This is a genomic window from Kordia algicida OT-1 (assembly GCF_000154725.1).
GTDB classification, from domain to species: Bacteria; Bacteroidota; Bacteroidia; order Flavobacteriales; family Flavobacteriaceae; genus Kordia; species Kordia algicida.
This window is the reverse complement of record NZ_DS544873.1, coordinates 3,691,827-3,706,525: the sequence shown is the minus strand read 5'-3', so window position 1 is coordinate 3,706,525 and position 14,699 is coordinate 3,691,827. Positions and strand designations below refer to the sequence as shown.

Sequence of the window (14,699 nt, the reverse complement as noted above, 5' to 3'; positions counted from 1 at the left end):
CAACGACTTCTCCATTTTACGTTTTAAAGCCTTTTTTAGCATCCTTTTTAAAGAAATAACATAAGTTGTTTCAAAATTTATTAAAGTAGCTAAAAACGCTTCTCATAAGGTTGTTTTTTATAAATATTCTAGATACTATTATTCAAAATAATCATTAAAACTTATAGTTGATTTAAAAGCAAAAAAAATCCCGAGAATTTGAAATTCTCAGGATTTTTATGGTTTGGTTGGATTGGTGTTGCTTTTTTAGTTTACAATCAACTTTTTCGTTACTACTTGGTCTCCTACTTTAATTTTTACAAAGTACAAACCTGTTCCGTACTGAGAAACATCTAATCGTTGTTGAGCTCTTGCGCTAAAACGAGTTTCTTCAATTTTACTGATTGTTTGTCCAATACTGTTCATTAATTCAATTTCGTATGTATTTCCAATATTCGTATTGATAATTACATCTACATTGCTTTTTGCAGGGTTTGGATACAATGCTATCGCTTTATCTAAAGCATTTTCTCCAACAGATAATGTTTTTGTCAATGTAATATTATCTACAAATGTACTATTGCTGTAATCATTTATGTTGATGATTCTTACTAAGATATTTTCACCTACATATGGAGTTATGTCTATAATTTCTGTTCTCCAATCGTTTACCGAACTTGGTGCCCAAGCTGCACTTGTATTAGGAACCGTTGCTAAATCAAGTCCATCTTTAAAGTAAACTTGTGTATAGGTTGCACCACAATCAATAGAAATTTCGACACGTAAACCATCGTTAAACGAATTAGACCATTGTGCTTTTGCTAAATCGAAAGTTAATTCGGCAGTTCCGTTAAAGTTTAAGTCAAAATACTCTGTTGTCATCGTATCTTCTTGTCCTCTTGTGGTATAATTTGCGCCATCTACGAACGCTGCCGTTGTTGTATTACCGTCAATTCCTAAAAGGTTTGCTCTTGCTTGCCATGTTCTTGAGTTATCAGGATTGTCAAGAATCCATCCTGTAGGCAATACTCCGTTTACATCAAACGGTTCTGAGTAATCAATTGCTGTTCCATTTACTACCGCAAAGAAATCAAATGTTTGCTCATCATTATTTGTAAATTCGTCACCAGATAATGAAGTCCAAACACGTAGCGTGTTATCTCCATTTGCTGTTAATGTAATTGGTGTTGCAAAGTTGAATGTATCTGAAGTTCCAGAAGCAATTGTTCCTGTATATGTTTCTTGCACTACAGGCTCTGAACCTACTTGGTAAGAAACTGTAAAATTAGATTGTGGATCTGTACCATCATTTTGTAACTCTGCAGAAACAATAATTGGATCAGTATTACAAATTGTTTGGAAATCTCCAGCAGTGTTATTGATTGCCGTTACTGATAAATCTTTTGCTAATGGACAGTTGAATAATCCGCTTCCTGTATAATTTATAGCGTTAGTACGTAGTGTTTCCCATCCGTTGCCACCTTTAGCAACAACTGCTACCCAAATAGGAGCAAAAGCATCTGTAATAGGAACTGCTAAAGAATTTGTTGTAGACGTTCCTGCAACTTCCATAAACTTATCTCCTAATAAATAAACATCGTATGAGGTAGCACTTGGAATACCATTCCAGCTTACGGTAACTTCTGTTGGACATACCATTGAAATATTTACTCCTGTCACACGAGAAGCAATAGAGAAATTGTCGTCGCTTTCATCTGTAAGTGTTCCATTAGTAATTCTTATTTTACATTGTCCAGAAGCAAGTCCGTTAGGTACATTCCAAGTATAGTTTGTTGATGCTGGTGGTAATGTTGCCATTGAGTTCCATGTAGCTCCATTGTCTGTAGAATATTCTAATACATAAGAGTTTACAGCATTGTTTGCATCCCAGTGAATTACTTCTTGTGTTCCTGCAACAAATTTTTCGCCACCAGTTGGATAGGTAAGCGTAATTCCATCTGTAATAATTTCGTAAACAACATAGTATTTTTGTGGTCCCATAGGCACGTTAAATCCTGCTACGTTGATATTGTATGTTCCAGCTGTTGGATTTGTGATAGCAACTTGCTCCATGTTGTTCAAGTGATCTGCTCCCGTAGTTGCTGGTGAGTTTAAGAATGCAGCACTTGGCGTTGTATCTAAAACCCATGGTTGGTGTGTTGTACTTCCTGGATCAGTAACTACTAAATCTAAGTCATTTACTAATGCTGGAGAAGCTCCTGGCGCGGCAGCAGCATCTGTCCAGTATACCATAAAACGAACTTCTCTTGTGTTTGCTGGTACTGTAATTGAGTGATTGTTGTTTCCTCCTTGCGAAATGGTAGCGTCTAAATAACGTCCATCTTCAATAAGCATTGCTGCTCTTAATCCGTTTACCATTCCCCAACCGAAGCTAAAGTCTGGTCCTGTATTTCCATAATCGTTTGCAGTGTTTAATAATGTTGCTTTGATTAACCCAGATTCTGGGAAAGCGCCACCGTTTAAACTTGCATATGCTTCATATAATTGAGCAGAAACTCCCGCAATTCCTGGTGCTGCTCCTGATGTACCACCAAATGTTTGGTATGTATTGTTTTCCGCAGTAGATTCTTGGTTTTGTCCATGTGCAGTAATGTCTGGCTTAATACGTCCGTCTGCTGCAGGTCCACGACTACTTGAAGAAGCTAAGGAACCGTTGAAAAATGTGTTTGCTGTTGCAATTACGTTTTTACCTTGTTTGTGTCCACCAGTAATGTTTCCCCAACCAGCTCCAGCTCCGTAACCACAGTTAGATGTTCCTGAGTTTCCTGCTGAAAATACGTGAAGTAATGCTGGTGTATTTATTGTTTGAGTATCTACGGTACGAGAAATTACAGTATATCCATCGTTACATCCGTCACCGTACGATGAGTTTGTAATTTGAACAGATCCGTCATTAATTCGTGACGTTGTTGCATCATCTAAGAAAGTAGCAGCGTATTGCGTTACATATATATCAGATCCTGCTGCCATTCCTCTTTTGGTAGGATCTAAGTTTCCAGCTCCTGCCATAATTCCTGCTACACCATCACCATGTGTTTGTCCTACTGTAGAAGAAGATGAATTATCAATTCTTCCTTGAAAGTCAATGTGTGGACCAACAATTCCATCATCTCTTACCATGACACCAACACCTGCACCTGTGTAATTTCTACCCGATGGTGTTTGTGAATCTAAGTTGGAAGCTCTGTGTAAACTTCTTCCGCGAGTATCTTCTTTTATTGCTGGTGCAGGAACTAATTCTACCCATTTTACAAATGGTTGAGATACCAATGCATCAATTTGTCCGTAAGGAATAACAATTTGAAGCATGCTACTTGTTTTGTAGTTTTCCTTGATGGTAACTGATGACATGCTTGCTAATTGTTCAACTACATAATCTTTACTGATAAAGTCATAGTGCTGTAACATGATAAGAACATTGTTGCCTTGCATAGCATAACTGTCAATGTTGTTTAATTTGATTTGAGCTGACTTTTTAAAGTTGTTTTCAATTGGAATAATTGATACAACTCCTGATTGTTGTAAGAATGAGATGTTTGTATTTGCTGGAGCGTAAAACAAGTATGTTTGATCTGGGAAATACTCAATAAGTTTGAGGTTTCTTTCAGCAAATTGATCTTGGATTGCTTGTGTAGGTGTTTCACTAAAGTGCGCCCAACCGAAGTATCCGTTATTAAATTTTGCATTTTCAGGCATTGAATTCCAATTAAAAGATGCAATGTTGTTTGGCATCGTAATAACTTCGTCCTGGAAATACACTGTACTTTGAGCCTGTGCTATGTTACAATTTAAGAAGATTGCAACCACGAGCAAAGGAATTAAAGAGCCTAGCAAACTCTTTACTTGCGTAATTTTTTTCATGACAATTTTAATTAAGTTTTATTAGGGTCCAACTAATTTTTTTAAGCAATTACCAACCTGATTTATTGATAAAATGTTGTTAAAAAACCAATTAGCTTGCTAATATAATAATTAGTTCTCAAAAAAATGTTAAGATTTTTACGGATATGTCTACTTTTTACGACAGTTTGTCATGTTTTTTGAAGATCAATTTTCATCCCAAACCTGTTTTGCTTTGCCCCAAAGTTTTTCTCCTTCCTCTTTTAGTTGCTTTCCTGCTTCTTTCATAGCTTCTTCAGAGGTGTATTTTTCTATGTTTTGAATGAATTCTTTGCTGGTGTCAATTTTTTCGAAAAACTGATCGGCATTGTCAAAACCTTGTTGCTTTAGGAATTGTTTCCAGTTTAATTCAGATAACACATTCCAGGTATATTTTGTGATAATTTTACCCAAGAAGTATTTATCGTACACCGTGTTTAATACTTTGCCTGATTTTCTGTCTTTTAGATACGTGATGGATTCATCAATGGTATTCTTTTCTTTTTTAGAAAGCATATTGCTTTCCTTAAGTTTTAAAAGTGAAACAATTGCTTTTTCAGAGTCTTCATTTTTTAAGTGTAAATACGTTTCTATCGCTAATGTTAATTCTGATTGCACACCAAGTTGATTCATAATGTTTAGGAATTTTTGAAAATCCTCTAAACCTGCTTTTTCTTTGTCTTCTTCACCAATAAGTAGTCGATCTATTCCACGTAGCAAATAGTTCATGGAAAGTGATACTTGATAGGCTTGTGGTTGTGAAAATTGTTTTCCTTTTAGGTAAAAATAGTAGTTTGTAAAATCGGCATCTTCATTGTTTTCCAGCCAAGTAATATTTTGTGTAAATTCTTCTTCAGTCATGTACACCATTCCTTTTTGAAAAAACAGCATTCCTCTGAATAATCTGTACAAGCATTTTAATTCACTTTCGGGAATCAGTTCCATTTTTACTTGCATCATTTCGTATAGCGAAATATCTTTTCCTAGTTTGCTTACAAACATGGTCATTCCTGAGAGTAAGAAGTGTTCTGTTGTTTTGATTTGTGCTTTTTCTTCTTCCGTGAACTTTTGTTTGGGTTTTCCATCTTTAAATTCTAAGAAAGAAGGCAATACATCTTCATCAGTTTCTTCAATGAAATTCTTTTTTTCTAGTAAATCATTGTAAAATGTCACATAATCAAGTCCGCTTAGGTTTTTTGGTGATTTTCCTTCTCTAAATACGGCAACTGCATTTTCAATGTTTCCTAATTTTTCTTTTATCGGAAGCAATTCTGGATATATATTTTCATTTACATAGGTTGCTTTGTGAAGCATTTTTATGTATTTCCATACAAGTACTTGGTATGAGTATAAACTTTCATTTATTTCTTCTCGTTCTTTTTCAATAGGAGTGAGGTCATCATTTTCTAGTAGTGAACATTGATAGAAGATACTCGTTAATAAAAGTAGGAGTAAGACGTAAAAGAGTTTTTTCATGTTTCTTTTATTTATCCAGTTAAAAATTTTGCAAAAAAAAGACCGTACCGAAGTACAGTCTTCTTATATATAACTGATTTTAGCTAGATTTGTTGTGCTTCCGCCACTAACAGATCGTTTTTATCGTCTAGAGCTTTTGCGATGAATTCGTCAATATTTCCATTACGTTCTTGTCCATTTTTTAATAAAACACCCAACGTAATCATCGTTGCAATTCGCGTTCCTGCTTTTTTAACAGCAGTTCCAAATAGCGGTTCTAAATCTTCATACGGAACTTTTTCTGCCAATTCCTGAATTTTAGCTCTGGTAAGCTGCTGTTTTTCAGGTGGATAATTGGTGTATTTTTTTCCTAATTTTTTAATTTCCTCAATGGCAGGTCTGGATGATTGTTGCTGATTTTGAGGTTTTGGTTTTGACTGATTTTGCGATTTGTTTTGATCTTGTTCAGCAACTTTTTTCTGTTTTGCCCACGTATCACGCAAACCAACCGTTTTGTTGAAGATTAGCTTGTCTGCTGTCGTATCTTCATCCACACAAAAATATCCAAGACGTTGAAATTGAAAACGATCGCCTACTTTTGCTTCTTTTAAGTACGGTTCTACAAAAGCATTTACAATACTTAACGAATCAGGATTTACAAATTCCATAAAATCTTTGTCTTTGTGATTTCCTGGCGCTTCATCCGAGAATAAACGATCGTATACACGAACCTCAGCTTGTACTGCGTGTGCAATAGAAACCCAGTGTAAAGTTCCTTTTACTTTGCGTACGCTTGCTTCCGTTCCGCTTCCGCTTAAACTATCGGTATCATACGTACAGTGAATTTCTGTAATGTTTCCGTCAGCATCTTTTACCACATTTTCTCCTTTGATGATGTAGGCATTTTTAAGACGTACTTCTTTCCCAAGTGTAAGTCTAAAGTATTTGCTTCCAGCATTTTCTTTGAAGTCTTCACGTTCAATGTACAGTTCTCTTGAAAAAGGTACTTTGTGACTTCCTGCGTTTTCATCTTCCGGATTGTTTTCTGCATCTAACCATTCTTCTTTTCCTTCTGGATAGTTGGTAATGACAAGTTTCACAGGATTTAATACAGCCATGACACGATTGGCAGTTTTGTTTAAATCTTCGCGAATGCAAAATTCCAATAATGAAACATCGATGACATTTTCACGTTTGGCAACTCCGACAGTTTCCACAAATTTTCTGATAGCTGCTGGCGTATAACCTCTACGGCGTAAACCTGAAATGGTAGGCATTCGCGGATCGTCCCAACCAGAAACTATGTTTTCTTCTACCAATTTGAGTAATTTTCGTTTACTCATTATGGTATAACTTAGGTTTAAACGTGCAAATTCGCGCTGTTTTGGTTGTAATGGATATTCGTCTTTGCTGTATTCGTATACATGCTCTTTGAACCAATCGTAGAGTTTACGATGTGGTTTGAATTCTAGCGAACATAGAGAATGTGATATTTGTTCGATGTAATCACTTTCACCATGTGTCCAATCGTACATTGGGTAAATACACCAATCGTCTCCAGTTCTGTGATGATGTGCGTATAAGATTCTGTACATGATTGGATCGCGCATGAGCATGTTTGGATCTTCCATGTCAATTTTGGCGCGTAGTACGTGTGTTCCAGCTTCAAATTCGCCATTTTTCATGCGTTGGAATAGGTCTAAGTTTTCTTCCACGCTTCGGTCTCTGTAAGGACTGTTGGTTCCTACTTCTGTAGGCGTTCCTTTTTGTTCCGCCATAGCTTCAGAAGATTGCGAATCTACATAGGCTTTTCCATCTTTGATGAGTTGAATTGTCCAATCGTATAATTGCTGAAAATAATCAGAGGAATAACATTCTTGTGCCCATTGGTAGCCTAACCAAGAAATATCGCGTTTAATTGCATCTACATATTCCTGTTCTTCTTTGGCAGGATTGGTATCATCAAAACGAAGATTTACAGGTGCATTGTACTTTTCGCCCAAACCAAAACTAATTCCGATGGCTTTGGTATGCCCAATATGCAAGTATCCGTTTGGCTCAGGTGGAAATCGAAAACGTAAATTGTTTTTGTCCATTCCGTTTGCCAAATCTTCCTCAATGATATGCTCAATAAAATTGAGTGATTTTGTTTCTTCCGTCATAGGAGTATTATTTTCAACATTAAAGATGTAAAATTAGCGAATTAATGTGAAATGGTATAGATTTCTTTGTACTTACTTGTAACGAACATTGATAAGGTAATACGTATAAGTTGTCGTTTAATTTAATAATATAATAGTATGCAACATCCTAATTATTCATGTCCTAAGTGTGCGAACAGAACGTATGAAGTAGCAGAATTGAGAGCTACGGGCGGAACGTTGTCTAAGATATTTGATATTCAAAATCAGAAATATACTTCTGTAACGTGTGAACGTTGTTCGTACACGGAATTTTATAAAGCAAAAACAAGCGCAATTAGTAATATTTTTGACTTTTTTACAGGTTGATAGTTTGCGAAGAATGCTGTACTTTAGCTTCTTTTAAGAAGAAGATTATTTATGGGAATTATTCGTGTGACCAACATTAGAGTATATGCTTTTCACGGTTGTTTGGTTGAGGAAAGTAAGATAGGAAGCGATTATCGGGTTGATGTTGCTGTGAAAGCTAATTTGCAAACCTCAGCAAAGAGCGATCAATTAGCTGATACAGTTGATTATGTACATATTAATAAAATTGTAAAAGAAGAAATGGCGATTCGATCTAAATTGTTGGAGCATGTTGCCAAACGTATTTTGAATCGTATTTTTGATGAGATTGCCATTGCAAATGAAGCTACCGTAGAAGTTTCAAAATTAAACCCGCCTATTGGTGGTAATGTTCAAATGGTTACGATTGAAATGACCTCGCAACGTTCGTAAGAATAGTATTTATTGTTTCTTTTTTGTTGCATAGAATGTAAAATTGGTTAAATTTGCACCATAAGAATGGCGTCGTGGCCGAGTGGCTAGGCAGAGGTCTGCAAAACCTTGTACAGCGGTTCGAATCCGCTCGACGCCTCAAAATAACAAAACCTTCTGAAAATCAGAGGGTTTTTTCTTTTTTATGAAAAGAAGTTTACGATTATGTGTTTGAGTTTTTCTATTTCTCTAGGAAATGTTCCTTGAAGTATCATTACCGAACCAAATACAATGATAAGAATACTTACCCATTTTTTGGTCTTAAAAATCACGCGTGGCGTCATTTTGCTTTTTAATTTTTTTGCCAATAAAATTTTTGCAATGTCTGTAAGCAACATACTTACCAATACTGTGACAAGAAATAAGATAACACCTTGAGAAGTACTTGTGAGCGCATTTGCCATGATAATGACACCAATCCAACCTGCAAGTACTCCAAAGTTGATAAAGTTGAGTAGAAAGCCTTTTACGAATAATCCAAAGAGATTTTTTTTGGTATCAACATTGTAATGTTCTCGAACGATTTTCCGAAAGGATTTGGACGTTTTGATGTATGAAATAATTCCGAATGCAAGGAGTATAAGACCTCCAAATATGATTAAGTTTGGGTCGTCTTTTATTTTGTTTAGTATTTGACTTGTACTATAATATGCAAAAGTAATGAAGATGATATCTGCGAAGATAGCACCTAAATCAAAGGCAAGCGCGCTTCTAAAACCTTTGGTAATACTTGTTTCTATGATGATAAAGAACACAGGACCCACGGCAAAGGCCAAGATAAATCCGTAAAGTACTGCGTATGGTAATCCGTCAAACATAAAACAAAAGTACTAAAAGTAATATGATTTATACTTTTATATACTCCATATCAGGTGTAATTTTTTTGACTTTTCTTGCTTTTCGTTTTTTGTTTTGGGTTTTTTTGTCTGTTTCTTTCGTTATATACTCATCAAACTTTTTGTAGAAAATAGAAAAACGCCTGAATGGCAGTTCAGACGTTTTGTAATGATTGATGAATATTGGTAGTACTTGTTTATTTAACTTTTATTTTTCCTCCGAAGATTTTATCTTTTTTGATCGTTTCAGGATCGCCATGAATTTCTATATATCCACCAGCTCTTACTCTAGCATCTGCTAAAACGGAAGCGTAAATATATGCTTCTCCGCCAGCACTTACTTTTACTTTTGTTTGTTCTGTAATTAATTTTTTTCCTTCGTAAATGCCACCTGTATTTAAGGTAACTTCTTGATGCTTTACTTTACCAGAAGTATCAATAATTCCGCCAGATACAGCTCTTGAATCTAAATTATCTACATCTAAGTTTACTATGATTTTTCCGCCTTCTTGTGCTTTTAGGTTGATGTATGGTTGCTTCATTGTTTCGTTAGCAACAATAATGGCGCCTTCATTGGCATCAATGGTGGTGATACTTTTGTAGTATACTTCTACAAAGGTTTCAGATCCGTCAAAAATACGTTCAAACTTCATGCGTACTTTTAATTTTCCTTTTTTGTTGATGATTTCTACATCTTGTGTATCAGCGCCAGTAATAACAACTTTATTCTCATTTGATTTGATGAGATTGATTTCTATAAGATCGAAAACTTTTACTTCGTCAAAATCACCTACTTGTTTTTCAACTGCTTTTTGTGCTGATACTGTTAAAGCGATAAAGCATAAGACAAATGTGAAGATATGTTTCATAATTTTGGTTTTAGTGTTTGTCTGTAAAGAGTATGTAAAAAACGTTTTGTTACAGTTTTTATTTAATTTTTTATGAAAAACTATGTTTTTGGTAAAAAAGCTTCTTTAAAAAAATTTTCTGTAGTTGCTTGTTAATTACGGTTTTACCGTAATTTTTATATAGAGATGTTTAGTAAATTTAGCTTGGAAACTTAAAAACTTACATTATGAAAAAAAAGAATTTAAAATCGTTGAAGATTAACAAGCAAAAAATCTCTCAGTTAAATCCAGAAGAAGTTACTGGAGGAACAGGAGGATTTTTATCGTTTATTCCTGGATTATTTTGTGGAGCTGGACCAACGACAAGTTTTGGACCTTTAGCTTGTGAAGTAGCTTGTTTATGTCTTGACGAAGACTATTAGTCTTTTGAATAATGCATTAAAGAAAATCCCGATTTTTAAGAAATCGGGATTTTTTTTATTTTGAATATGTGTTTATTTCAACTTTACAGCCGTTCCTGTAATGCTAACCATTACTGCGCCACCAGCACTTATTTCCATATCAACATTGATTCCTACAACTGCATCTGCCTGTAGTTTTTCGGCATTGTCACTGAGTTTTTGAAAGGTTGTTTCTTTTACTTCTTCGATGGCAGCTTCTATTTTGGAGTAGTATTTTTTCATGTTAAACATGTCTTTGAACGATGTTCCTTTGTAGCTGTAGTTAATGTTGTACGTCATTCCACATACTAAACCTAAATATTCGCTAATTTCTCTATTTTGTAATGTTGGCGTTGTTGAAAATATCATAGTGATGTTTGATTGTTGATTATTGTAACATTAGTATGAGTTTTTCAGAATTGTTACATTTTCAAATTAACAAATTACTAAATTATGTTTAAGCTTCTACCTCAGCACGTTTTCCAATGAGATCAAAGTCTAAATGACGTTTTACCAAGTCTGTATTTTTTACTTTTACCACAACTTCATCACCTAATTGATACATGTTTTTAGTGACTTCGCCCACCAAAGCATATTGTTTTTCATCAAATGTGTAGTAATCGTCTTTTATTTCGCGAATACGTACCATTCCTTCACATTTGTTAGCTATGATTTCTACGTAAATTCCCCATTCGGTTACACCAGAAATGACTCCGACAAATTCTTCATCTTTGTGATCTTGCATGAACTTAATTTGCATGTATTTGATAGAATCGCGCTCTGCATTTGCTGCTAAAGATTCCATATTGGACGAATGCTCACATTTTTCTTCGTATTCATCTTCATTAGCCGATTTTCCACCATCTAAGTAGTGTTGTAATAAACGATGTACCATAACATCTGGATAACGACGAATTGGTGAGGTAAAGTGCGAATAGTAATCGAATGCTAATCCGTAATGACCAATATTGTCTGTGGTATATTTTGCTTTGCTCATGCTTCGAATGGCAAGCGTATCTACCATATTTTGTTCGCCTTTTCCTTTTACATCTGCTAGTAATTGATTTAAGGAACTTGTCGTACTTTTTCTCGATTTTAGATTTAAAGAATACCCAAATCGAGAGATAATCGTTTGTAAGTTAGCCAATTTGTCAATATCTGGTTCATCGTGAATACGATAAACAAAAGTTTTTTTCGGTTCTTGTTTTCCAATGTATGCCGCTACTTTTCGGTTTGCCAATAACATGAATTCTTCAATGAGTTTGTTGGCATCTTTTTGCGTTTTGAAATATACACCTTCTGGATTGTTGTTTTCGTCAAGATTGAAACGTACTTCTACTTTATCAAACGAAATGGCGCCATGTTGCATACGTTTTGCACGCATGATTTTGGCGAGTTCGTCTAGTTTTAACGTCGCTTCTACAATGGCTTGATCTACTTTGTAGGCTTTTCCTGTGAGTGAGATATCTGCAGGAATTTCGTTTCCTTTGGTTTCTATGATGACTTGTGCTTCTTCATACGCAAATCGTTTGTCAGAATAGGTAACCGTACGTCCAAACCATTGGTTGAGAACTTCTGCTTTTTTGTTGATTTCGAAGACTGCCGAAAACGTATATTTTTCTTCATTTGGTCGTAATGAACACGCGCCATTTGAGAGTATTTCTGGTAACATTGGTACAACTCTGTCAACCAAGTATACTGAAGTTGCACGATTGTAAGCTTCTTCATCTAATACAGTTCCTGGTTTTACGTAATGCGAAACATCTGCAATGTGAATTCCTATTTCGTAGTTTCCATTTTCTAAGGTTTGAAACGATAAGGCATCATCAAAATCTTTGGCATCTTTTGGATCAATCGTAAACGTAAGCACGTCGCGCATGTCTCTACGTTTTTTGATTTCGTCTGCTTGAATAGACAAGTCTATTTTGTTTGCAAATTTTTCTACTTCCGCAGGAAATTCATAAGGCAAACCATATTCCGCCAATATCGAGTGAATTTCTGTATCGTGTTCGCCTGGTTTTCCGAGTATTTGCGTTACATTTCCAAAAGGAGAATCAGCACGCGCTGGCCAATCTTCTATTTCTACCAATACTTTGTCGCCATTTTGTGCATGATTTATTTTTGCTTTTGGTACAAAAATATCTGTATACATTTTTTGATTGGAAACTACCACAAACGCAAAGTTTTTCTGCATTTGTAATACGCCGACAAATTCTGTCTTTTTACGTTTTATAACATCGGTAATTTCACCTTCTGGTCGGTTGTTTTTACGACGTTTGTATACGTATACTTCTACTTCGTCACCATCTAACGCTCTGTTTAGTTTGTTATTTGGTACGAAAATATCTTCTTCAAATTCATCACAAATTACATAACCTTGTCCGCGCGAAGTAATATCTACAATTCCTGTGTAGTATTCGGTTGAACCGACAACGCGATATTTTCCACGATCAATTTCCTCAATTTTTTGTTTTGCTGTGAGTTTTTTGAGTGTTTTTATGATTTGATTTCTTCCGCTAGTATCAGTAATATTGAGTTTTGCGGCTATTTGTTTGTAGTTGTAAACTTTGTTTGAAGATTTTTTAAATATTTGAAGGATCGCGTCTGTGAGATTTGGAATCTTGTGCGATTTCTTTTTTTTCTTTCTTGTCATTATTTCATTCTGTTTTACACGATTTCGTGTATCTATTCGGTTTGTTATTATTTGTATTTTTTACTGAAAAAAGCATACCGAAATTACTTTTTGTTCTTTTTTCTCGATGATCGAGATTTTACTTTGGAAAAAACACATCTATTATGTCAGGAAAATTATGTTTCTAGAAAATTAACAGTTTCGTTTGAAACATCAAAAATAGGAGAGAAGCAGTAATAATTCTGATGCAAATATAGGAATATTTTACAATTCGTATTTTGCAACAGATTAAATTCATGTTATGTATGCGTAAAAATAAATGGTTTTTGATTGTAAATCCGACTTCAGGAAGTTTTACAGGAAAACGAAAATGGACTCAAATTGCTGCTACTTTTGAAGCGGAAGAAATTCCATACGATTTTGAATTTACCACAAAACCTCAACATGAATATGAATTGGTTTTACAAGGTTTGAAAAAAGGCTATCGAAAATTTGTGAGCGTTGGTGGCGACGGAACTTTACATCATGTTGTAAATGGATTGATGCAACAAAAAAGTGTTTCTTTAACAGAAGTAAAATTGGGCGTAATTCCTTTAGGAACTGGAAATGATTGGGTAAAAACCTATAAAATTCCAAAGAATATTAAAAAAGCGGTCCAAATTATTAAAGCAGAACATACCATTTTGCAAGATATCGGACAGTTGTCATTATTGAATGTTGATAAAACTGTGTTTTTTAACAATGTTGCAGGATTAGGTTTTGATGGATATGTGGTGCAACGCAACGAACGTTTGAAGTTTTTGGGTGCTGCTTCTTTTTTGATTTCTACGGTGTTAAGTTTAGCAAGTTATACATCTACCGAATTTGTGATTGAAAGCACGGAACATAAATTAACCACAAAATCATTGTTAACAATAGTTGGAATTTGTAAGTATTCTGGTGGTGGCATGCAATTGACAAAAGATGTAGATTCGGCTGATGGATTATTTGATGTTTCAATAGCAAAACATTTTTCTTTATGGAAATTGCTCAAAAATGCGGTTGGTTTATTTAACGGAGCTATTGTACATCATAAACAAGTGACTACTTTTAAAACCAATTTAATTACCATTAATACGTCTCAGGACAAAGTTTTTATCCAAGCTGATGGCGAATTGATCGGTACTGGCGGATTTACAGCCACTATTTTACCCAAAGCATTGCCATTTGTTATTCCTTAATATTTTAACGTTAAAATATGTTTTATACTATTAATTTTTTAACATTTAATCGAATGAGTTAATTTCTCAGATGTTTAGCGTCAATATGTTAGCTATTTTTCGTATATTTTTGAAAAAGTTAAATAAATCTTAAAAAAAGTGTAACATTTTAGATTTTCTTTCGTCTATATAGAAAGTGCTTAACGTATTTTGACCTAATTATTATGAAACGAGTGTATAAAATTATCTTATTATTTCTTTCGATCTTCTTGATCGGAATCTTCTCGTTTGGTAGTTATATTAATTCTTCCTTAAAAAAACATGATACTTTTAAAAGTGACATCAGATCGGCTGAAGTTCCGAATGATTCTATAAAAAGTGCTGCTGTTGATACGTATTTTTTAAACTAGATTTCTTATTTTTAGTGTATTATATATTAATATTTTCTCA

General features: G+C 34.5%; 11 protein-coding genes and 1 tRNA gene. 5 read left to right on the top strand and 7 right to left on the bottom strand.

Annotated features, from left to right (window positions below):
- Positions 1 to 246: 246 nt before the first annotated feature.
- From KAOT1_RS15885 to KAOT1_RS15875, 3 genes are all read right to left on the bottom strand, one after another.
- On the bottom strand, positions 247 to 3,861 hold the full coding sequence (locus KAOT1_RS15885) for a S8 family serine peptidase (protein WP_007095881.1): 3,615 nt from the start codon (positions 3,859 to 3,861) through the stop codon (positions 247 to 249).
- Between the two features lie 186 nt (positions 3,862 to 4,047).
- On the bottom strand, positions 4,048 to 5,355 hold the full coding sequence (locus KAOT1_RS15880; RefSeq protein WP_007095880.1) for a hypothetical protein: 1,308 nt from the start codon (positions 5,353 to 5,355) through the stop codon (positions 4,048 to 4,050).
- 83 nt (positions 5,356 to 5,438) lie between these two features.
- Positions 5,439 to 7,496, bottom strand: a complete 2,058-nt coding sequence (locus KAOT1_RS15875) for a glutamine--tRNA ligase/YqeY domain fusion protein (RefSeq protein ID WP_007095879.1) — start codon at positions 7,494 to 7,496, stop codon at positions 5,439 to 5,441.
- Between the two features lie 138 nt (positions 7,497 to 7,634).
- On the opposite strand from KAOT1_RS15875, the gene KAOT1_RS15870 reads away from it, so the two are divergent.
- The 3 genes from KAOT1_RS15870 (at position 7,635) to KAOT1_RS15860 (ending at position 8,394) form a co-directional block, all read left to right on the top strand.
- The gene (locus tag KAOT1_RS15870; RefSeq protein ID WP_007095878.1) at positions 7,635 to 7,844 is read left to right on the top strand and encodes a zinc ribbon domain-containing protein; all 210 of its coding nucleotides are present in this window, start codon (positions 7,635 to 7,637) and stop codon (positions 7,842 to 7,844) included.
- Between the two features lie 51 nt (positions 7,845 to 7,895).
- Positions 7,896 to 8,255, top strand: coding sequence for a dihydroneopterin aldolase (folB, locus tag KAOT1_RS15865; RefSeq protein WP_007095877.1), 360 nt, complete (start codon positions 7,896 to 7,898; stop codon positions 8,253 to 8,255).
- A gap of 68 nt (positions 8,256 to 8,323) precedes the next feature.
- Positions 8,324 to 8,394: transfer RNA gene (locus KAOT1_RS15860), tRNA-Cys, on the top strand.
- A 43-nt stretch (positions 8,395 to 8,437) separates the two neighbouring features.
- Here the strand turns inward: KAOT1_RS15860 and KAOT1_RS15855 are convergent.
- Both KAOT1_RS15855 and KAOT1_RS15850 read right to left on the bottom strand, forming a co-directional pair.
- Positions 8,438 to 9,112, bottom strand: a complete 675-nt coding sequence (locus tag KAOT1_RS15855) for a LysE family translocator (RefSeq protein ID WP_007095876.1) — start codon at positions 9,110 to 9,112, stop codon at positions 8,438 to 8,440.
- A 215-nt stretch (positions 9,113 to 9,327) separates the two neighbouring features.
- The gene (locus tag KAOT1_RS15850; RefSeq protein ID WP_007095875.1) at positions 9,328 to 9,999 is read right to left on the bottom strand and encodes a head GIN domain-containing protein; all 672 of its coding nucleotides are present in this window, start codon (positions 9,997 to 9,999) and stop codon (positions 9,328 to 9,330) included.
- A 206-nt stretch (positions 10,000 to 10,205) separates the two neighbouring features.
- On the opposite strand from KAOT1_RS15850, the gene KAOT1_RS15845 reads away from it, so the two are divergent.
- Positions 10,206 to 10,400, top strand: a complete 195-nt coding sequence (locus KAOT1_RS15845) for a hypothetical protein (RefSeq protein ID WP_007095874.1) — start codon at positions 10,206 to 10,208, stop codon at positions 10,398 to 10,400.
- Positions 10,401 to 10,472: 72 nt separating this feature from the next.
- On the opposite strand, the gene KAOT1_RS15840 is transcribed toward KAOT1_RS15845, so the two are convergent.
- Together KAOT1_RS15840 and rnr are read right to left on the bottom strand one after the other, a co-directional pair.
- Positions 10,473 to 10,787, bottom strand: coding sequence for a YbjQ family protein (locus KAOT1_RS15840; protein ID WP_007095873.1), 315 nt, complete (start codon positions 10,785 to 10,787; stop codon positions 10,473 to 10,475).
- 88 nt (positions 10,788 to 10,875) lie between these two features.
- Complete coding sequence (rnr, locus tag KAOT1_RS15835) at positions 10,876 to 13,071, bottom strand: ribonuclease R (protein WP_007095872.1); 2,196 nt, start codon at positions 13,069 to 13,071, stop codon at positions 10,876 to 10,878.
- A 284-nt stretch (positions 13,072 to 13,355) separates the two neighbouring features.
- Between rnr and KAOT1_RS15830 the strand changes: the two genes are divergently transcribed.
- Positions 13,356 to 14,270: a diacylglycerol/lipid kinase family protein gene (locus KAOT1_RS15830; RefSeq protein ID WP_007095871.1), complete on the top strand. Its 915-nt coding sequence runs from the start codon at positions 13,356 to 13,358 to the stop codon at positions 14,268 to 14,270.
- Positions 14,271 to 14,699 lie beyond the last annotated feature (429 nt).

Coding starts and splice junctions, on each gene's coding strand:
- KAOT1_RS15830 (WP_007095871.1), top strand. CDS start 13,356: ATGCGTAAAAATAAATGGTTTTTGATTGTAAATCCGACTTCAGGAAGT.
- KAOT1_RS15875 (WP_007095879.1), bottom strand. CDS start 7,496: ATGACGGAAGAAACAAAATCACTCAATTTTATTGAGCATATCATTGAG.
- folB (WP_007095877.1), top strand. CDS start 7,896: ATGGGAATTATTCGTGTGACCAACATTAGAGTATATGCTTTTCACGGT.
- KAOT1_RS15885 (WP_007095881.1), bottom strand. CDS start 3,861: ATGAAAAAAATTACGCAAGTAAAGAGTTTGCTAGGCTCTTTAATTCCT.
- KAOT1_RS15870 (WP_007095878.1), top strand. CDS start 7,635: ATGCAACATCCTAATTATTCATGTCCTAAGTGTGCGAACAGAACGTAT.
- KAOT1_RS15845 (WP_007095874.1), top strand. CDS start 10,206: ATGAAAAAAAAGAATTTAAAATCGTTGAAGATTAACAAGCAAAAAATC.
- KAOT1_RS15880 (WP_007095880.1), bottom strand. CDS start 5,355: ATGAAAAAACTCTTTTACGTCTTACTCCTACTTTTATTAACGAGTATC.
- KAOT1_RS15855 (WP_007095876.1), bottom strand. CDS start 9,112: ATGTTTGACGGATTACCATACGCAGTACTTTACGGATTTATCTTGGCC.
- KAOT1_RS15840 (WP_007095873.1), bottom strand. CDS start 10,787: ATGATATTTTCAACAACGCCAACATTACAAAATAGAGAAATTAGCGAA.
- KAOT1_RS15850 (WP_007095875.1), bottom strand. CDS start 9,999: ATGAAACATATCTTCACATTTGTCTTATGCTTTATCGCTTTAACAGTA.
- rnr (WP_007095872.1), bottom strand. CDS start 13,071: ATGACAAGAAAGAAAAAAAAGAAATCGCACAAGATTCCAAATCTCACA.